We start from the raw sequence: 18954 nt of genomic DNA, 5'->3' as shown, positions 1-18954 counted from the left end.
TGCCGTCCCGGCGGGGCTGGGCGAAAGGCCGCATGGTGGTCCTCTTTCGGGTCTCGGCGGCGCCGACCGAGGTCCGACCATGCGAAAACGGCCGCCTCGGGGAGGCGGCCGCGTGGATTTACGCGCGGGGGAGAGTGGCCGCCGGTCTGGCGGGCCACCACATGCTCAAGCGCGCGTGCAACATGCGGCCGAGCCTACGGCCCACCGGCAGCACGGCGCAACGAAGACGCGTGGCGAGCTTGTCCCGCGCCCGGGAAGGGCGCGGGGCCGGTGTCGTGGATGTCAGGCGAAGGCGAGGCGGACGGCGCTTCGGGCCCAGCGCATGCGGCCGATGGCGCAGTCCGGGTGCTCGCCGAACTCCTGGGCTACCAGTTCGGCGCAGCGGGCCTCGCCGAGGCGGTCGACCGTCGAGTTGACGGCGGCGCGGATGACCTCGGGGGTGGGGCTCTGCGAACGCTGCAGGTTCGAGACGAAGAGTGCTTCGGTGCGGATGGCGTCGATCACGGCGTGCATCGGGGACCTCCTGCCGGCTCGTGGCGAGTGGGCGTCTGCGAAACAGCACACCGGAGCTGGGGCGCAGGGCCGCTGCACGCGGGGTGCGGATCGGTTGCGGCGGAGCGGCCTCACAACTCGGACTAACGGGATATGGTCCCTATAAGTAGCGAAAGACGCGCGGGCCCACCTACCGAGGGAGATTGCCGTGACGGTGGTCTTGGTCGCCGACGACGACGCCGACATCCGGGACCTGGTGGCGTTCAAGCTGGAGCAGGCGGGGTTCGAGGTGATCGCGGTCGAGGACGGCCAGAGCGCCGTCGAGCAGGCCCGCGATCGGCTGCCGACGCTGGCGGTGCTCGACGTGTCGATGCCGGGGCTGTCCGGCATCGAGGTGTGCCGGATGCTGCGTGCCGACCCGGCCACGGCGGGGATTCTGATCATCATGCTGACCGCGCGCGTGCAGGAGCAGGACGTCGAGGGCGGGTTCAGCGCGGGCGCCGACGACTACGTGACCAAGCCGTTCAGCCCGCGCGAGCTGGTCTCCCGCATCCAGGCGCTGCTGAGCCGAGCCCGGGCGTGAGCGGCGCGCGGGCGGACGATGCGACGTGAGGGCTCGGTCGGCCGGCTGCTGACCAGGGCCTTCGGTGGCCTGGTCGCGCTGGTCGTCGGGTGCGGGGCGGTCGAGCTCGGCGCGGTGCTGGTGGAGCACCATGCCGAGCGGGAGCTCGCCGCCGAGGTGCAGCCGCTGCGCCTGGCCAACGCCGAGCTGCGGACGGTGCTCACCGACGCCCAGGCGGGGCTGCGCGGCTACGCGCTGACGGGCGACGGGCGCATGCTCGACGCGTACGAGCTGGCCCGCAGTGAATACGGCGTGGCGAGCGACGAGCTGCCGGACGACCAGGGCCACGAGCAGATCGCTCGGGCCGACGCCTGGTGGGCGGTCGCGGAGCAGCAACGTCAGGCGGCGCCGGGCAGTGCCGAGGCGATCGCGTACGCCGAGCGCGAGGCGACCCTGTTCCGCGCGTTCGCCGCCGCCAACGACGCGGTCCGGGACGCCGCCGAGGAGCGGGCCGTGGATCTGCGGGACCGGGCCGACGGGCTCCGGTGGCTGACCGTGATGGTGATCCTGCTGCTCACCGTCGTGATCGCGATCGCGGCGGCGCTCACGGCGATCCGCACCAGGCGGCAGATCGTCGAGCCGCTGACCGAAGTCGTGGCCGGCGAGGGCCGTCAGGGGCCGGCGGAGATCCGGGCCATCGCCGACGCGCTCGACGCCGCGGAGGCGCGCACCGAGGAGATGCGGCGCGCCGAGGAGCTGGTGTCCGCGCGGCTGCGCGAGATCGAGACGGTCAAGAGCGACTTCATGTCGACGGTCTCGCACGAGCTGCGGACGCCGTTGACCAGCATTTCCGGGTACGTGGAGCTGATGCGCGACGCGGAGCCGGGCCAGCTGAGCGCGTCGCAGGAGCGGATGCTCGAGGTGATCGCCCGCAACGCGCGGCGCCTGCGCGACCTGATCGAGGACATCCTGACGCTGTCCCGGATCGAGTCGGGCGACTTCCGCACGCTGCGCGGGCCGCTCGACCTGGCCGAGGTGGTGCTGCGGGGCGTCGCCGCGGTCGAGCCGATCGCGGCGAAGAGCTCGGTCCGGTTGCAGGTCGACGTGCAAGGGCCGGTGCCGGTACGAGGTGACAGGGCCCAACTCGACCGCGTGCTCGACAACCTGCTCTCGAACGCCGTCAAGTTCACGCCGTCCGAGGGCGTCGTGACGGTCACCGCCGAGCGGCGCGGCGACAACGCGGTCCTCGTGGTCGCCGACACCGGCATGGGCATCCCCGAGGCCGATCAGGAGGCCCTGTTCGGCCGATTCTTCCGGGCCGGCAACGCCATCCGCCAGGCGGTGCCCGGCACCGGTCTCGGCTTGGCGATCGTCCACACGATCCTCGGCAACCACGACGGCACCATCGAGGTCCGCTCCACGGAGAACGTCGGCACCACCGTCACCGTGACCATCCCCGCCATCGACGCGATGACCGAAATGTCCGCAATGAGCGGCGCAGGGGAAGGGTGACCGCGATGGGAGGCCGGCCGCTGGGTGGGGGAGGGTGACCGTGTAGGTAAGCCGGCCGCTGGGTGGGGGAGGGCGACCGCGAAAGGTAGCCGGCCCGCTGGGTGGGGAGGGGCGACCGCGAACGGGAGCCGGCCCGCTGATCGGGGGAGCGGCGATCGCGAGGGTGAGCAGGCCCGGCGGCGCCCGGCGGGGCGCCGCCGGGACGGTCAGAACTCGAGGACCGCCTGGAGCTCCTGGCGCTGCCGGGAGGCCAGGCCGGTCAGGAGCTGAGGACCCTCGTCGAACGGGACGACGGCCGTGACCAGGTGCTCGCGGATCAGGGCGCCGTATTCGCGCAGCAGCTCGACGGTGGCCGCCGAGAGGCGTTCGCGGTCCCAGGCCGGCGCCAGGCCGCGCGGCACCCGGCCGATCTGGGCGCAGCGGATCGCCAGGCCGTTGTGGTGGAACTCCGCGCCCAGCTCCAGGTCGGTGGCGCCGCCCTGATAGAACGCCAGGTCGATCACCGTGCCCTGCGGGCGCAGCAGTCGCAGGGCCTGATGCAGCGCCGACGCCTGGCCGCGGCACTGGAAGACCACGTCGGCGCCGCGGTCGTCCGCCGTGTGCCGCCACGCGGTCTTCAGGGTGACCGCCGGGTCGTCCGCCTCCGGGTCGAGGGTCTCCAGGCCCAGCTTGCCCGCGATCGCCCGCCGGGACGGGGTCGGGTCGACCACCACCACCGAGGCCGCGCCGTGGAGGCGGGCGAACAGCGCCGTGAGCAGCCCCACCACGCCGGCGCCCGTGACCACCACCCGCCTGCCGGCCACGCCGTCGTCCAGCCCGCGCACCGCGGGGCCGTGCGCGTCGAAGGCCGCGTGCAGCAGCCCGTTCGCGCAGATCGGCCCCATGTGCGCCACGTAGATGCCGAGCAGCGGGTCCAGGTCGGGCGGCAGCGGCACCACGCGGTCACGCAGCGGGTCGCCCGTGTAGCCGGTGCGGTGGCCGTACGTCATCGCCACGATCGCACCCTCGGTGACCGCCGGGGTGTGGCTCTCGACCACCCGGCCGACCTCCATGTAGCCCAGCCGCCGCACCGGGTAGGCCGACGCCGGCTTGTCCCCGAACAGCCCCAGCACCGGGTCGAAGCCCGCGTGCAGGGCCGGGTTCGTGCCCTTCACGAAGCTCAGCTCGGTGCCCGCCGAGATCCCGCTGTAGAGCGTGTGCACCCGGAACGGCCCCGGCTCGACCGCCTCGTGCACGATCTCGAGTCGCCCCGGCCCGGCGACCACGAGGTTGCGGTCAGACATCGACGGTCCTCCCGGTCGCGGCCGCCGACGCCACGGCCAGCGCCAGCGTGTGCGTGCGCAGCGCTTCCGCGTACGGCACGCGAATGCCGGACCGGTCCCCCGAGCGCACCGCGGCGACGAAGGCCGCGTCCACCGCCACCCGCGCGGACGCCGGGTCACTGTCCACGGTGGTGACGCCGTCCTTCGTGCGGATGGTGAGCCCGTCCTCCGTCACGGACAGTGCCAGCCCGTCCGCGTAGATCTCCAGCCCCGCGCGCTCCTTCCAGCCCAGCACGCAGGTCGCCGCCAGGGTGCCGACCGCGCCCCCGGCGAACCGCAGCGTCGCCACCGTCGAGCCGTCGATGTCCGCGCCCTCGACCGCCGGCGGGATCCCGCTGCCCATCGCGCTCACCTGTGTCACCTCGCCGGCCAGATGGCGCGCCAGGTCGAGCACGTGCGCCGCCTGCTCGACGACCGGCCCGCCGGAGCGGTCACGGTGGGGCCACCACCCGACCGGCGGCACCTTGTCGAGCCACGCCCCGGTCACCAGCCGCACCTCGCGATCCGCGAGCAGCTCGCGCGCTTTGTCGACAATGGCCAGATATCGCCAGTGGTGACCCACCGCGGTGAGAATCTTACGCTCGGCTATATCTGCTGCCAGCGCGACGGCTATGTCCCGATCGAGCGCAATGGGCTTTTCGACGAAGAGCGGCACACCGGCTGCGATCACTTCCCGCTCCGCGGGACCGTGCGCGAATGGCGGCACACACACGTAGACCGCGTCGACGCCCTCCGACAGCACCGCTGTCACGTCCGGCAAGGCCCTCGCCCCGTACGCCGAAGCCAGCTTCTCCGCCGCCGCCGGATCGACGTCCGTCACGGCCGCCAACTGCACTTCCGGCAGTCCCGAGAGCACCTGCGCGTGCCGCTGCGCGACCCCGCCCGCTCCGACCAGCCCTATCCGTACCGCCGTCATCCATCCCCCAGCCATCGCACAGATCCGACGGGCCGAGATCTCCCCGCTGAAAAGATCCCGAAACCTTGATCAGTGTTCTCCCAGGCAGGCGTCGCTTGATTGTCACCGCGAATCAAGATTGACGGCCGGTGTGCCGGGAACAGCGTGGCGATCTTCAGACACAGACGTTCGGGGGGTTCCATGCAGAAACTCAGCGCCCTACCCGTGGTCGAGGCCTGGGCGACCTACCGCACCGGTAACGCGACACAGTGGACGGCGCGGCAGCTCGCCCGCCGCAAGGGAGACACCCGGGTCAGCGTCGTGATCCCGGCACGCAACGAGCAGGCCACCGTCGGTGACATCGTGGCCGTCATCCGGCGCCGTCTCGTCGAGGAGGTGCCGCTGGTCGACGAGATCCTCGTGGTCGACTCGCGGTCCACGGACGCCACCGCCGAGGTGGCCCGGGCGGCCGGCGCCCGCGTGGTCGAGCAGGACACGATCACGCGGGGCCTGCCCCGGATGGAGGGCAAGGGCGACGCGCTCTGGGCCGGGCTCGCCGCGAGCACCGGCGACGTCGTCGCGTTCGTCGACGGCGACCTGCGCGACTTCTCCGAGAGCTTCGTGACCGGGCTGCTCGGCCCGCTGCTCACCGACCGTTCCGTCGAGTTCGTCAAGGGCTTCTACCACCGGCCGCTGGTCGGCGCCGCCGGCGTCGAGGTGGACGGCGGCGGCCGGGTCACCGAGCTCGGCGCCCGGCCCCTGATCAACCTGTTCTGGCCGGAGCTGGCAGGGTTCGTCCAGCCGCTCGCCGGGGAGTACGCGGGCCGCCGCGCCACCCTCGAGCGCATCCCGTTCGTGTCCGGCTACGGCGTCGAGATCGCCATGCTGATCGACCTGCTCGACCTAGTCGGCCTCGACGCGCTCGCGCAGGTCGACCTCGGCGAGCGCCACCACCGGCACCAGAGCATCGACGCCCTGGGCCGGATGTCCGCGCAGATCATGGTGACCGCCTGGAGCCGGCTGCACCGGCGCGGCCTGGTCGCCGACGAGCTGCCGCCGACCACCCTGCTCACCCAGTTCCAGCGCGGCGGCGGCGAAGGACTGCCGCACTTGAACCGGGAGATCGTGGTCACCGACATCGGCGTCACCGAGCGCCCGCCGCTGGTCACCCTCGACCGCGAAGCGGTGCGCGCCGCATGAGGGTCCTGGTCAACGCGGGACCGTGGCTGCCCGTGCCGCCGCGCGGCTACGGCGGCATCGAGAACGTCGTCGCCACCCTCGTGCCGGAGCTGCGCGAGCTCGGCGTCGAGGTGGTGCTCGCGACCGTCGGCGACAGCGAGCTGCCGGTCGACGAGCGGCTCGCGGTCTATCCCCGGGGGCAGTTCCCGCTGCTGCAACGCCCGTACAACCAGGTCTGCGGGGTTGTGCCCGCCCATCAGCACGCCATCGTGCGACGGGCCGAGCGCGGCGACATCGACCTGGTGCACGATCACGTCGAGGCGGCGGGCCTGACCATGCTGGCGTCGCTCGGCCTGCCGTCGCTGCACACCCTGCACTGGGATCTGCGCAAGCATCCCGAGCTGTACGGGTCGATCAGCGGCCGGGTCCGCGTCAACGGCGTCTCCGCCGACCAGCTCACCCACGCCCCGGAGGCGCTGCGGCGGCACTCGGTGGGTCACGTGCACCTCGCCACGCCGCTGGCCGTCGGTGCGGACCGCCGGGATCCGGTGCGCAAGGAGGCGTACGCCGTGGTCCTGGGCCGGGTCAACGCCGGCAAGGGGCAGGACCTCGCCGCCCGGCTGGCCCACGAGAAGGGGTTCGACCTGGTGCTGGCCGGTCCGGTCGGGCCCTGCCACAACCCGGAGGACCTCGCCGCCGCCGACCCGCAGAACCCGGACGTCGCGTTCTGGCACGAGAGGGTCGCGCCCTACGTGGACGGCGTGCGGGTGCGCTGGATCGGCACGGTCATGGGCAAGGCCCGCGACGAGCTGGTGGCCGGCGCGCGGGCGGCGCTCTTCCCGCTGCGCTGGAACGAGCCGGGCGGCACGGCGGTGGTCGAGTCGCTGGCGCTGGGCACGCCGGTGGTCGGCATCGCCCGCGGCTGCCTGCCCGAGCTGGTCGAGCACGGCCGCACCGGCCTGCTCACCACCGACGAGGACGAGCTCGGCGAGCTGGTCGGCGCCGCCCGGGACATCGACGAGCGGGAGTGCCGCGCGCAGGCCGCGAGGCGCTTCACTCCGGCGGTGATGGCCGCGGCGTATCTGCGGATCTACGAGTCGCTGACGTAGCCGGGTCCTCGGCGAGGACCGGGTGGCGCAGGCCGGGGTGATCCGCGGGCAGGGACCTGCGGATCACCCACCAGCTCACCGCGAGGCAGGCGGCGACCAGCGGCCAGGTCAGCGCGATGCGGGCCACGCCGAGCGCCGCGACCTGGTCGGCGGCGTAGAGCGGCAGGAACACGGCGACCCGGATCAGATATTGCAGGACCCAGATCCAACTGCCCCGCATGTACGCCCTGAGCAGCGCCGGGTCGCGCCGCCACCGGGTCTTCTGGCCGAGCACCGCGCCCACGATCACGCCGAGCAGCGGCCACCGGATCACGATGCTGACCGCCCAGGCCAGCGCGCTCGCCGCGTTGCTGAAGAGCTGCAGCAGGAAGAAGTCGGCGGCGTTGCCGGTACGCAGGGCGATCAGCGCCGCCACGCAGACGCCGAGCAGCCCGATGAGCACGGCCCGCGGCTTGTCGCCGTGCCGCAGCCGCCACCACGAGATCGCCAGCGCGCAGACGACCGCCACCGCGGCGCCGGCCCAGATCGACCGGCCGGCGACCAGCCACCCCACGACGTAGCCGGCCGCCGGCACTGTCGCGTCCACCGCGGCGCGCCGCCCGTTCAGCAGCTCCGCCAGCGACTCCGGCTGCGCCATCCCCAACCCCGTCCGTCGGAAGTTAGGAAAGCCTAACCGCAGGCCGGCGATCGGAGGCTACGGGGTGATGCTCCACTGCTGGCAGGCGTTGCCCAGCGACGTCCATTGCCGGATGGCGGTAGCCCTGCGCGGTGGTCTCGTTGGCGTGGTAGACCAGCCACGTCTCGCTGCCGTCGGGCGAGTGGAAGAAGCCCTGCCCGCCGACGCCGTAGACCCCGTTCGCGTCGCTGCGCTGGAAGATCGGCGTGCTCTTCTTGGTCCACGACGAGGCCGCGAGCGGGTTGCTGCCGGTCAGGGTGAGCATGCCGAGCTTGTAGTCCGGGGTGTTGCATGAGCTCGCCGAGAAGGTGAGATACGTGACCCCGTTGCGCTGGAGCACGTACGACCGCTGGCCGTCGCAGCAGGCCGATGGCCCCGCCGAGTAGTAGAGGTACCAGCGCGACCCGATCTTGTGCAGCGACGGCGCCCAGACGTTGCAGCAGTTGGCCGACCCCGACCCGGTGTGCACGACGGTCTCGGCGGCCCCGGGCAGCGCGGCCACCGAGGTGGCTCCCTTTGCTGACGATCTGCGAGTTACATAGAGATACGTCAATGCGTGATAGCCCGGGCGCGTCGGGTGGTGAGTCGCGCCCGGGCTGGTGAGGTGCGTTTATCGCGCCGTGGTGAAGCGGCGCAGGCGCAGGCTGTTGGCGACGACGAAGACCGACGAGAAGGCCATCGCGGCGCCGGCGATCATCGGGCTGAGCAGGCCGGCGGCGGCCAGGGGGAGGGCCGCCACGTTGTAGGCGAAGGCCCAGAACAGGTTGCTCTTGATGATGCGCAGGGTGCGGCGGGACAGGCGGATGGCGTCCACCGCGGCCATCAGGTCGCCGCGGACCAGGGTGAGGTCGGAGGCCTCGATGGCCACGTCGGCGCCGGTGCCCATGGCCAGGCCCAGGTCGGCCTGGGCGAGGGCGGCCGCGTCGTTCACGCCGTCGCCGGCCATGGCGACCACCTTGCCGTCGGCCTGGAGGCGCTTGACCACGTCGACCTTGCCGGCGGGCAGGACGCCGGCGATCACCTCGTCGATGCCGGCCTCGGCGGCCACCGCGCGGGCCACCGTCTCGTTGTCGCCGGTGAGCAGCACGGGGGTGAGGCCCAGGCGGCGCAGGGCGGCGACGGCGTCGCGGCTGGTCGGCTTGATCGTGTCGGCCACGGCGAGCACGCCGCGGGCCGCGCCGTCCCAGCCGGCGACGATGGCCGTGCGGCCCTGGGCCTCCGCGGCCTCCACGGCCCGGCCGACCTCGGCCGGCACGGTGAGGCCGGCGTCGCGGAGCAGGGCCGGGCGGCCCGCGTACACCTCGTGGTCCTCGACCCTGCCCCGGACGCCGAGACCCTCGAGGCCGGCGAAGTCGCTGACCGGCGGGAAGTCGCCGCCGCGGGCGATGGCCCGGGCGATCGGGTGCTCCGAGGCGGCCTCCACGGCGCCGGCGAGGCGCAGCAGCTCCTCGGCGGTCGTGCCCTCGGCGGGCGTGACGTCGACCAGGCTCATCCGGCCGGTGGTGACGGTGCCGGTCTTGTCGAGGACCACGGTGTCGACGCGGCGGGTCGACTCGAGCACCTCGGGACCCTTGATGAGGATGCCGAGCTGGGCGCCGCGCCCGGTGCCGACGAGCAGGGCGGTCGGCGTGGCCAGGCCGAGGGCGCACGGGCAGGCGATGATGAGCACCGCGACGGCGGCGGTGAACGCGGCGGTCCAGCCGTCGCCGGTGCCCACCCACCAGCCGAGCGTGGCGATGGCGAGCGCGATGACGATCGGGACGAAGACGCCGGAGATGCGGTCGGCGAGCCGCTGCACCTCGGCCTTGCCGGTCTGTGCCTGCTCGACGAGCTTGGCCATCTGGGCGAGCTGGGTGTCCGCGCCGACCCGGGTCGCCTGGACGACGAGCCGGCCGCCGGCGTTGACCGTGGCGCCCACCACCGCGTCGCCGGGGCCCACCTCGACCGGCACGCTCTCACCGGTGAGCATGCTCGCGTCGACCGCCGACGTGCCGTCCTCGATCACGCCGTCGGTGGCGACCTTCTCGCCGGGGCGGACCAGGAACCGGTCGCCCACCGCCAGCTGCGCGACCGGGACGCGCACCTGCTTGCCGTCGCGCAGCACCGTCACGTCCTTGGCGCCGAGCTCCAGCAGGGCGCGCAGCGCGGCGCCGGCGCGGCGCTTGGAGCGGGCCTCGAAGTAGCGCCCGGCCAGGATGAACGTGGTCACCCCGGCGGCCGCCTCGAGATAGATGTTGCCGGCGCCGTCGCCGCGGGCGATGTCGAGGCTGAACGGGTGGGTCATGCCGGGCGTGCCGGCCGTGCCGAAGAACAGCGCCCACAGCGACCAGCCGAACGCCGCGAGCGTGCCGAGCGAGACGAGGGTGTCCATGGTGGCCGCGCCGTGCCGCAGGTTGATCCAGGCGGCCTTGTGGAACGGCCACCCGCCGTAGACGACCACCGGCGCGGCCAGGGTCAGTGACAGCCACTGCCAGTAGTCGAACTGCCACGCCGGGACCATCGCCAGCAGGACCACCGGCACGCTCAGCGCGATCGAGATCCACAGCCGGGTCCGCGCCGCCGCCAGCTCGTCGGCCGGGGCGGCCTCGGCGGCCGGCTCGGGGGAGGGCAGCGCGGCGGTGTAGCCGGTCTTCTCCACCGTGGCGATCAGGTCGGCGGCGGTGGCGTCGCCCTCGACCGTCACGGTGGCCTTCTCGGTGGCGTAGTTGACCGTAGCGGTCACGCCCTCCATGCGGTTGAGCTTCTTCTCGATCCGGGCGGCGCAGGAGGCGCAGGTCATCCCGCCGATCGACAGTTCGATCAGATTCGGTACGGCGGGAAGAGGCTTCACGGTTGCCATGATGCGCTCCTTACGGGTGGGAGTGGCCGTCGGCGTCGTGGCCCGCCGTGCTCGGCGCGGGCTTCGGAGCGGCCGGCCGTGGAGCGGGCGCTCCGGCGACGGCGGTGAAGGCGGCGGTGCGGACCACTCCGCCGTGCTGGAAGTCCAGGTGGAGCCGGTAGGTCCCGGCCGACGGCACCTCGGCGTGGAACGCGATCTCCGGGCCGGCCGGGGTGCGGCCGTCGCCGGGCGCGCCGTCGGGGTGGACGTGCAGGTAGGCCAGATCGCCCTCGCGCAGCGCCACCAGGTGCCCGTACGCGCCGAGGTAGGGCTGGAGGTCGGTGACCGGCTTGCCGTCCTTGCGCACCGACAGAGTGACCTTGGACGAGCCGCCCGGGGTCAGGTCGCCCGCCAGGGTGACGTTGTAGCCGTCGACCGTGGCGGTGCGCTGCGGCGCGGGCAGCGGCCGGGGCTGGTAGTCGCCCGGCGCCGGCACGTCCACGCCGAGGGTGAGGCCGTCGTGCCCGGCCGGCTGGAAGTCGGCGAAGACGCGGTACTGCCCCGGTGCGGCCACGGCGAGCGGGATCGACCAGGTGCCGCCGGCGTCGAGGGTGGGGTGCACGTGCTGGAAGCCGGTCAGGTCACGGCGCACCACGATCAGATGCAGGTCCTTGTCGTGGCTGGTCGTGTAGCCGGTGACCGGCTTGTCGTCCGGGCCGAGGACCTGGAAGCGGAACGGTTGCGGCGCCCCGGTCGCCAGGGTGGCCGACAGCGGCGCGAGCCGGTAGCCGTCCTGGGCGACCTGGAGGCCGGCGGGCACCAGGCCGGCGCCGGTCGGTGCGGTGCCGGCGGCGTGGCTGTCGGCGTGCGCGGTGGGCTCGGTGCCGGTCCCGGAGGGGCCGGCGAGGCGGCCGGCGCCCAGCGCGGCCGTGAAGACCACGGCGAGGCCGAGCGCGTAGGCGCCGAGCTTGACGGGTGTTCGCATGGTCACCTCACCAGCTCGTAGCCGGCCTCGTCGACGGCCGCGGCCACGGCGTCGTCGTCGAGGGTCTCGGCGCTCGTCACGGTCACTCCGCCGCCGGCCAGGTCGACCCGCACGCCGGTGACGCCGGGCAGCAGCTTGATCTCCGAGCTGACCGCCTCGACGCAGTGCGAGCAGGTCATGCCGGTCACCGTGTAGGTCTTCGTCGTCGCCATGGCGCTTCCTCCTCGGATCGAGTCTACTACCGGTACCCCCTGGGGGTACATCGGCCATGGACGTCAGCATACCCACCGGGGGTATCCTGTCAACCGCGAAAGGCCGGTGATCCGCGAAGGATCACCGGCCCGGGGGGTCGCCGCTATCGGTAGCTGATCGACTCGCTGACCTCGCGCCATCGGGCGTCCGAGGCCGCCACCGCGGCGGCTGCCTGCCCGGCCACCTCGACGGCGTCGGCGCCGAGCAGCAGGCGCACCGGCGGATCCGCCTCCTCGACGAGATCCATCAGGACCTGGGCGATCCGTGCGGGATCGCCGGGCTGCCGCCCGCTCGCAGCGCGCAGACTCGCCTCGACCGGCTCGATGACCTGGCGGTACGCCTCCGTCATCGGATAGGTGGTCATCGAGGAGCCCGCCCATTGCGTACGCATGCCGCCCGGCTCCGCGACGGTGACCTTGATGCCGAGCGGGGCCACCTCCAGCGCCAGCACCTCGGAGAAGCCGGCGACCGCCCGCTTCGCCGCCTGGTAGGCGCCCAGCCCCGGCACGGCGACCCGGTCGCCGACCGACGAGATCTGGATGATGTGGCCGCGTCCCCGCTCGCGCATCACCGGCAGCGCGGCCCGGCTCACGTTCACCGTCCCGGAGAAGTTCGCGGCGATCTGCGCGTCGAAGACCTCCTCGGGCATGTCCTCGATCGCCGCCATGTCGGCGTAGCCGGCGTTGTTCACCACCACGTCCAGGCCGCCGAACGCGTCCACGGCCGCCCGCACGGCCGCGCGGCACCGGGCGGCGTCGGTGACGTCGAGCGCGACGGCGCGTACGTGATCGGGGAACCTCTCGGTGAGATCGGCGAGCTGGGACGCCCGGCGGGACGTGGCGACCAGGCGGTTGCCGGCCGCGAGCACCGACTCGGCGATCTGCCGCCCGAGGCCGCCGGAGCAGCCCGTGACGAGCCATACCCTGTCCATGCTCACTTGCCCTTCGTGATCGTCTGGTACTCGATGTACTGGGTGAGGCCGACCACGCCGTACTCGCGGCCGACGCCGCTGGTCTTGAATCCGCCGAACGGGCCGTCGAAGCCGATCGGGGCGCCGTTGATCGTGACGGTGCCCGTGCGGACGCGGCGGGCCACAGCCATGGCGTGCTCGGGGTCGGCCGACCAGACGCCGCCGGACAGGCCGTATTCGGAGTCGTTGGCGATGCGCACGGCGTCGTCCTCGTCGTCGTAGGCGATGACCGCCAGGACCGGGCCGAAGATCTCTTCCTGGGCGATGCGCATGCTGTTGTCGACGTCGGCGAAGAGTGTCGGCGTGACGTAGAAGCCCTTGTCGAGGCCGTCGGGGATCTGCGAGCCGCCGGTGACCAGGGTGGCGCCCTCGGCCACGCCCAGGTCGATGTAGTCGCGGACGCGCTGCTGCTGGTCGGCGCGGACCATCGGGCCGATGAACGTCTCGGGGTCGCCCGGGTTGCCGACCTTCGCCGACTCGACCATCTCCTTCAGGGCGGCCACGACCTCGCCGTAGCGGCTGCGCGGCGCCAGGATGCGGGTGTGCGCGATGCACGACTCGCCGTTGTTGAGCAGCGAGCCGAACTTGAGGCCGGCGACCGCCCTGGCCAGGTCGGCGTCGGCCAGGATGATCGCGGCCGACTTGCCGCCGAGCTCCAGGCTGACCCGCTTGAGCTGCTCGCCGGCGAGCGAGGCGATGCGGCGGCCGGCGCGCGTCGAGCCGGTGAAGGCGATCTTGTCGACGCCCGGGTGCCGGACCAGGTGCTCGCTGGTCGCGCGGTCGGCGGGCAGGATGCTGATCACGCCCTGCGGCACGCCGGCCTCGGTGAGCAGGCCGGCGAGCAGGTTCATGCTGAGCGTGTTCTCCGGCGACACCTTCAGCACGACCGTGTTGCCGGCCAGCAGCGCCGGGATGATCTTCGCGTTGGCGGCGGAGAACGGCGAGTTCCACGGGATGATCGCGGCGACCACACCGACCGGCGTGCGGCGCACCACCGAGGTGAACGGCGCGTCCGGGTCCGACGGAGTGAGCGTCTCCTCCCAGCCGAACGCCTCGGCCGCCTTGAGGAACGCGTTGGCCTGGCGCGACAGGCCGGGCTGGCCGGCTTTGCAGAACCACAGCGCGGAGCCGTTCTCGGCGGCGATCGTCGAGGCGATCTCGTCGGCGCGCTCCTCGCGCAGCGTGTTGTAGCGGCGCAGGATCGCGATGCGCTCGGCGGGCGCGGTGTGCGGCCAGGTGCCGTTGTCGAAGGCGTCGCGGGCGATCTCGACGGCCCGGTCGATGTCGGCGGGCCGTGCCTGCGCGACGCGGCCGATCACCGTCTGGTCGTGCGGCGAGACGATGTCGAGCAGGGCCGGGTCGGACGGGGCGGTCCAGACGCCGCCGAGGTAGAGCTTGTCGTTGGTGATCACGGTGACCTCCTGGTCAGTCGACGGGAACGAGGGTGGGAACTTCGGCGGGCTTCTCGTCACGGCGGCGGCGCGTGACGAACGCGACGACGATGCCGAGGGCGAGCGCGGCGACGAAGAAGTAGACGGAGCCGGTGAACGCGTCGTGGAAGGCGGCCACCTTGCCGCCGGGCAGCGCACGGGCGTACACGATGGTCAGGATCGCGATGCCCAGCGAGCCGCCGACCTGGTGGGCGACGTTGACCAGGCCCGAGGCGGCGCCGGCGTCGCGCGGCTCGACGTCCGCCACGCCGCCGTTGGTCATCAGGATGATCGCGATGCCCTGGCCGACGCCGATCACGAGCAGCGGCAGCAGGACGTCCGGGAAGTACGTCGAGCCGGCCGAGACCCGCGACAGCCACCAGGTGCCGATCAGCGCGACGGCGAGCGAGGCGACGAGCAGCACCGGGCGGCCCAGGCGGTCGAGCAGCGGCCGCACCACGTACACCATCGCGAAGAACATGCCGGTGACCGGGACGTAGGCGAACCCGGTCTGCAGGGCGCTGAGGCCCAGCACCTCCTGGAGGTACTGGCTGAGGAAGTAGAAGACGGCGAAGTTGCCGCCGACGATCAAGAGCCGTCCCGCGTACGCCCCGGAGCGCTCGACGCTCGCGAACAGCCGCAGCGGGGTGATCGGCTGGCTGACGACCCGCTCGATGAGCACGAAGGCGATCAGCAGCACGGCGCCGGCCGCGAGCGGGACGACGGTGGTGACGTCGCCCCAGCCCGCCTCGGACGCCTGGATGAAGCCGTAGACCAGCGCCGTCATGCCGAGCGTCGAGGTGAGCGCGCCGCCGAGGTCGAAGCTGCCCCTGCTGCGCTCGGTGTCGCCGAGGAAACGCGGTGCCAGGGCGGTGATGACGATGCCGATCGGGACGTTGACCAGCAGTCCCCAGCGCCACGAGAGCAGGTCGGTGAAGACGCCGCCGATCACGATGCCGACGCTGCCGCCCGCGCCGATCACCGCGCTGTAGAGGGCGATCAGCCTGGCCCGATCGGCGGCACCGCGGGCGCCGGCGACCAGCAGGGCGAGCGTGGAGGGCACGGCGAGCGAGGCGGCGACGCCCTGCACGGCCCGGGCGACGATCAGGAACGGCCCGCTGGGAGCCAGGCCGGCGGCGAGCGAGGCGAGCGTGAACAGCGCGATCCCGGCGACGAACACCCGGCGTCGGCCGAGCAGGTCGCCGGCCCGGGCGCCGAGCAGCAGCAGGCCGCCGAAGGCGAGAACGTAGGCGTTCTGCACCCAGGACAGGGCGCCCTGGGAGAAGTCGAACTGCTGCTGCACCTTGGGCAGCGCGGTGGTGATGATCGACGTGTCGAGCGTCATCATCAGCTGGGAGCCGAGGATCAGCGTCAGCGCGACCCTGCGGGGTGGTGGTGCGGCATCCCCGGGCATCGAAACTTTCCTTCCATCAGGTTCTTCGATGCGACGATCGCTCCGCCGGGGGCCCGGGTGCCCCAGGGGACAACCCTGGTCGGTGCGCTGGTGCCCCCGATCACACCGGCACGCAGGGTCCCGTGGGATGCTGCGGGCACTGTCGCGGCCCATCCCCGGGAGGCTCACCTTGGACGGTCCGGATGCCGGCCACGCGTGACGGATTCCTCGTGCGGATCCTGGTCCAGGGCACCGACGGGCCGGCCGGGCTGGGCTTCGTCGTCGACGCCAAGCACATCGTCACCTGCGCCCACGTGGTGAACGCCGCCCTCGGCCGCGAGGCGCGCACGAGCACGGCCCCCGGCGAGTCGGCGCGCGTGCACGTCGACTTCCCGCTGCTGGGCGGCGCCGACGGCCCGCCCGCCCGCAGCTGCCGGGTCGCGGTGTGGGACCCACCGCTCAGCTCGGACGTCGCCGGCCTCGCCATCGTGGGTGGCGAGGAGCTCCCGGCGGGCGCGGGACCGGCCCGCCTGGGCAACCCGTCGGGCCAGGTCTCCGTCTTCGACGGGCGGTGGCGGCCGTGCGCGCCGCACGAGACCGGCGACGGCGGCCTGCTCGAGCTGGACATCACTGTCGAGCCCGGAGCGGCCGGGACGCCGGTGGTGTCAGCCGACGAGTTCGGCGACGCGGTGATCGGCATGTACGCCGACGGCTACGTCGTCCCGCTGTCGCACCTCGTGCCGGTGTGGCCGAAGGTCCTCGACCCGCGCCTGCCGGCCCAGTGCCCGTACCGGGGGCTGCGGGCCTTCACCGGCGCCGACGCCGACTCGGGCCTCTTCGTGGGCCGCGAGGGCGAGGTGGAGAAGCTGCGGCAGATGACGCGCCGGCAACCCGTGGTGGTCGTGGTCGGCGCCTCGGGGGTGGGCAAGTCGTCGCTGGTCGGCGCCGGGGTGCTGCCCGCGCTGCGGCGCGACGGCTGGGCCGTGTCCGCGGTGCGCCCGGGCGCGTCCCCGTTCGACGCCCTGGCCCGCACGCTGCTCGACCTCGAACGACCGCACGGCGCCTACTCGCTCGCCGACCTCGACAACCTGTCGGGCCGGCTGCGGCGCGACGGCGTGTGGCGGGTCGCCTCGCAGCTCTCGGTCTTCCTCAAGCGGCCGCTCGCCCTGGTGGTGGATCAGCTCGAGGAAGCCTTCACGCTGCACAACGAGGAGTTTCTCGACAAGCTCATCCCGGACGCGGCGAGCGGCGAGAACGACGACGTCCGGCTGATCTGCACGCTGCGTGTCGACTTCCTGCCGGCGCTGATCGAGCTGCCCGGCTTCGGCTCGCGGCTGCAGGACCGTCAGCTCAACCTCTCGCCGCTCGACGCGGCGGCCATGGTCCGGGTGATCACTGAGCCGGCGGCGCTCGGCGGGGTGCGCTACGCGGACGGCCTGCCGCAGACCCTCGCCGCCGACGCGAGCCGCGGCCGGGGCGGCCTGCCGCTGCTGGAGTTCACCCTCACGGAGTTGTGGAAATTCCAGGAGAACCGGCTGATCAACTTCGACCATTACCATTCCGTCGGCGGCGTTTCCGGCACCCTGAACCGGCACGCCGAAAAGGTCTACCGGGAGATCACGGAGACGGTCGATCCGGCGCGCGTGCGGCGCGTATTGCTTGCCATGGTCCGCACCCGCGAGGGCGCCGGCCAGGCCGTCAAGGTGACGGTGCGAAAGGAGCACCTCGGCGCCGACTGGCAGGTGGCGGAAATGCTCGCACTGCCCGGGAACCGGCTCGTGGTGCTCGGCACGGACGGCCCCGAGACCGCCGAGATCGCGCACGAGGCCCTCGTGCGTGCGTGGGACCGTTTCGGCCGATGGGTCGACGAGGACGCCGCGTTCCAGCATTGGCTGGCCCTGATGGAGGAACGGGCCACCGAGGAGGACGAACTGTCCGAGGCCCGGCTCGTCGAGGCGCATCGCTGGCTGGAGGAGCGCGCCGATGACGTGCCGGAGGCGGTGGTCGCCCTGGTCGTGCGGAGCCGTTCGGTCGTCCAGCGCCGGGTCGATGCCCTCAAGAACGCCGAGCGTGTGCTGGCGGAGGAGAGGGCGCGGGCGCGTGCGCAGATCGCCGAGTTGGAGAAGGCGCGGCAGCGCTTGGAGGAAAAGGCGTGGCAGTTGTCGCGGGCCAGCGCCTACAAGACGGAGTTCATGGCCAACATGAGCCACGAGCTGCGCACACCACTCAACTCGCTGCTGGTGCTCGCGCGGCTGCTCGCCGAGGGTGATCTGACCGCGAAGCAGGCGGATTTCGCCCGCACCATCTACAGCGCCGGGACCGACCTGGTGGCGCTGATCGACGACATCCTCGACCTCGCCAGCATCGAGGCGGGGCGCGTGGAGATCGAGCCGGGCGAGGTCCGCCTCGGCGAGCTGTGCGCCTACCTGGAGCAGGTGTTCGCACCTCAGGCGGGGGAGAAAGGGCTGCTCCTGCGGGCCGAGCTCGAGCCGGGACTGCCCGACGTGATCGTGACCGACGCGCAGCGTCTGCGGCAGATCCTCGCCAACCTGCTGTCGAACGCGGTGAAGTTCACCGACACGGGATCGGTCGCTCTGCGGATCTTCACGGCGCCCGCGAGCCCCGATCTGCCCACGCTCGCCACGGCCCAGCGGGTGATCGGGTTCGCGGTCACCGACACGGGCATCGGCATCGACGAGGCGAGGCTGGCGACCATCTTCGAACCGTTCCAGCAGGCCGGGGGCGTGGTCACCCGCCGGTCCTCCGGCGCGGGGCTGGGCCTGTCGATCGGCCGGGACGTGGCGGCCATGCTCGGCGGCACGATCGTGGCGTCGTCGCGGCCGGGATCGGGGTCGGTCTTCACGCTCTATCTGCCCGATCCGTTCACCGGGCCCGCGGAGGCGCGCCCGTCGTTGCTGCTCAACTCGGCCGTCGCCGAGGCGCTGTCGGTCGGTGACCTGATCGAGCCGGCCGCCCGCCCGGCGAGCCGGCGCCTCGACGGCGCCACGGTGCTGCTCGTCGATGACGACGTGCGCAGCGTCTTCGCGCTGACCAGCGCTCTGGAGACGCGCGGGCTCAACGTGCTCTACGCGGACACCGCCCACGACGGCCTGCGCCTGCTCGCCGAGCACCCCGAGGTCGGCATCGTGCTGGTCGACGCCATGATGCCCGCAAACGCCGGGCTCGCGCTTGTGGACGAGATCCGCCGCGACGAGCGCCGGCGCGGTCTGCCCGTGCTGTTGCTGACCTCCGGGCGGGCGCCGCGGAACGCCGCGAACGAGACGATAGCGAAGCCCGTCGATCTGGATGAATTGATCAACCGCATGGCCCGGTGGATCCATGTGGAGTCGTCCGAACAG

Annotated in this window: 16 protein-coding genes; 5 read left to right on the top strand and 11 right to left on the bottom strand. The window is 72.8% G+C overall.

All coding sequences use genetic code 11. The features are described 5' to 3' along the window. Positions 1-282: 282 nt before the first annotated feature. Complete coding sequence (locus Ade02nite_RS23290; RefSeq protein WP_203767626.1) at positions 283-513, bottom strand: hypothetical protein; 231 nt, start codon at positions 511-513, stop codon at positions 283-285. A 187-nt stretch (positions 514-700) separates the two neighbouring features. Here Ade02nite_RS23290 and Ade02nite_RS23285 point away from each other — a divergent pair, with 187 nt between their 5' ends. Both Ade02nite_RS23285 and Ade02nite_RS23280 read left to right on the top strand, forming a co-directional pair. After that, complete coding sequence (locus Ade02nite_RS23285) at positions 701-1075, top strand: response regulator (RefSeq protein WP_203767623.1); 375 nt, start codon at positions 701-703, stop codon at positions 1073-1075. Positions 1076-1093: 18 nt separating this feature from the next. Beyond that, positions 1094-2566 (top strand): ATP-binding protein, encoded by a 1473-nt coding sequence (locus tag Ade02nite_RS23280; protein ID WP_203767620.1) that lies wholly within the window; start codon positions 1094-1096, stop codon positions 2564-2566. A gap of 206 nt (positions 2567-2772) precedes the next feature. On the opposite strand, the gene Ade02nite_RS23275 is transcribed toward Ade02nite_RS23280, so the two are convergent. Next, a complete protein-coding gene (locus tag Ade02nite_RS23275) occupies positions 2773-3849 on the bottom strand; it encodes a zinc-dependent alcohol dehydrogenase (RefSeq protein WP_203767617.1) in 1077 nt (358 codons plus the stop codon). After that, positions 3842-4819: a Gfo/Idh/MocA family protein gene (locus Ade02nite_RS23270; RefSeq protein ID WP_307871227.1), complete on the bottom strand. Its 978-nt coding sequence runs from the start codon at positions 4817-4819 to the stop codon at positions 3842-3844. The genes Ade02nite_RS23275 and Ade02nite_RS23270 overlap by 8 nt, the downstream gene beginning before the upstream one ends. Before the next feature lie 165 nt (positions 4820-4984). Between Ade02nite_RS23270 and Ade02nite_RS23265 the strand changes: the two genes are divergently transcribed. Continuing rightward, positions 4985-5983: a glucosyl-3-phosphoglycerate synthase gene (locus tag Ade02nite_RS23265; RefSeq protein ID WP_203767614.1), complete on the top strand. Its 999-nt coding sequence runs from the start codon at positions 4985-4987 to the stop codon at positions 5981-5983. After that, a complete protein-coding gene (locus Ade02nite_RS23260; protein WP_203767611.1) occupies positions 5980-7071 on the top strand; it encodes a glycosyltransferase in 1092 nt (363 codons plus the stop codon). The genes Ade02nite_RS23265 and Ade02nite_RS23260 overlap by 4 nt, the downstream gene beginning before the upstream one ends. Here the strand turns inward: Ade02nite_RS23260 and Ade02nite_RS23255 are convergent. The 8 genes from Ade02nite_RS23255 to Ade02nite_RS23220 all read right to left on the bottom strand — a co-directional run bounded on the left by Ade02nite_RS23255 (position 7016) and on the right by Ade02nite_RS23220 (position 15616). Continuing rightward, complete coding sequence (locus tag Ade02nite_RS23255) at positions 7016-7708, bottom strand: DUF3159 domain-containing protein (RefSeq protein WP_203767608.1); 693 nt, start codon at positions 7706-7708, stop codon at positions 7016-7018. The two genes, Ade02nite_RS23260 and Ade02nite_RS23255, sit on opposite strands and share 56 nt — an antisense overlap. Positions 7709-7730: 22 nt before the next feature. Continuing rightward, positions 7731-8249 (bottom strand): family 43 glycosylhydrolase, encoded by a 519-nt coding sequence (locus Ade02nite_RS23250; RefSeq protein ID WP_239168986.1) that lies wholly within the window; start codon positions 8247-8249, stop codon positions 7731-7733. 108 nt (positions 8250-8357) lie between these two features. Beyond that, complete coding sequence (locus tag Ade02nite_RS23245) at positions 8358-10586, bottom strand: heavy metal translocating P-type ATPase (RefSeq protein WP_203767605.1); 2229 nt, start codon at positions 10584-10586, stop codon at positions 8358-8360. A gap of 10 nt (positions 10587-10596) precedes the next feature. Further along, complete coding sequence (locus tag Ade02nite_RS23240) at positions 10597-11550, bottom strand: DUF8832 domain-containing protein (protein WP_203767602.1); 954 nt, start codon at positions 11548-11550, stop codon at positions 10597-10599. Between the two features lie 2 nt (positions 11551-11552). Then, the gene (locus Ade02nite_RS23235; RefSeq protein ID WP_203767599.1) at positions 11553-11762 is read right to left on the bottom strand and encodes a heavy-metal-associated domain-containing protein; all 210 of its coding nucleotides are present in this window, start codon (positions 11760-11762) and stop codon (positions 11553-11555) included. Positions 11763-11905: 143 nt separating this feature from the next. Next, on the bottom strand, positions 11906-12733 hold the full coding sequence (locus Ade02nite_RS23230; protein WP_203767596.1) for an SDR family NAD(P)-dependent oxidoreductase: 828 nt from the start codon (positions 12731-12733) through the stop codon (positions 11906-11908). 2 nt (positions 12734-12735) lie between these two features. Then, positions 12736-14184 carry an aldehyde dehydrogenase gene (locus Ade02nite_RS23225; RefSeq protein WP_203767583.1) on the bottom strand — a complete coding sequence of 483 codons (1449 nt, stop codon included), beginning with the start codon at positions 14182-14184 and terminating at the stop codon, positions 12736-12738. Positions 14185-14197: 13 nt separating this feature from the next. Further along, positions 14198-15616, bottom strand: coding sequence for an MFS transporter (locus Ade02nite_RS23220; protein ID WP_203767580.1), 1419 nt, complete (start codon positions 15614-15616; stop codon positions 14198-14200). A 209-nt stretch (positions 15617-15825) separates the two neighbouring features. On the opposite strand from Ade02nite_RS23220, the gene Ade02nite_RS23215 reads away from it, so the two are divergent. Continuing rightward, a partial coding sequence (locus Ade02nite_RS23215) for an nSTAND1 domain-containing NTPase (RefSeq protein WP_203767578.1) occupies positions 15826-18954 on the top strand: 3129 nt, incomplete at its 3' end.

It is taken from the genome of Paractinoplanes deccanensis, assembly GCF_016862115.1.
In the GTDB taxonomy this organism is placed as follows: Bacteria; Actinomycetota; Actinomycetes; order Mycobacteriales; family Micromonosporaceae; genus Actinoplanes; species Actinoplanes deccanensis.
This window is presented reverse-complemented; position numbering and strand designations above follow the sequence as displayed.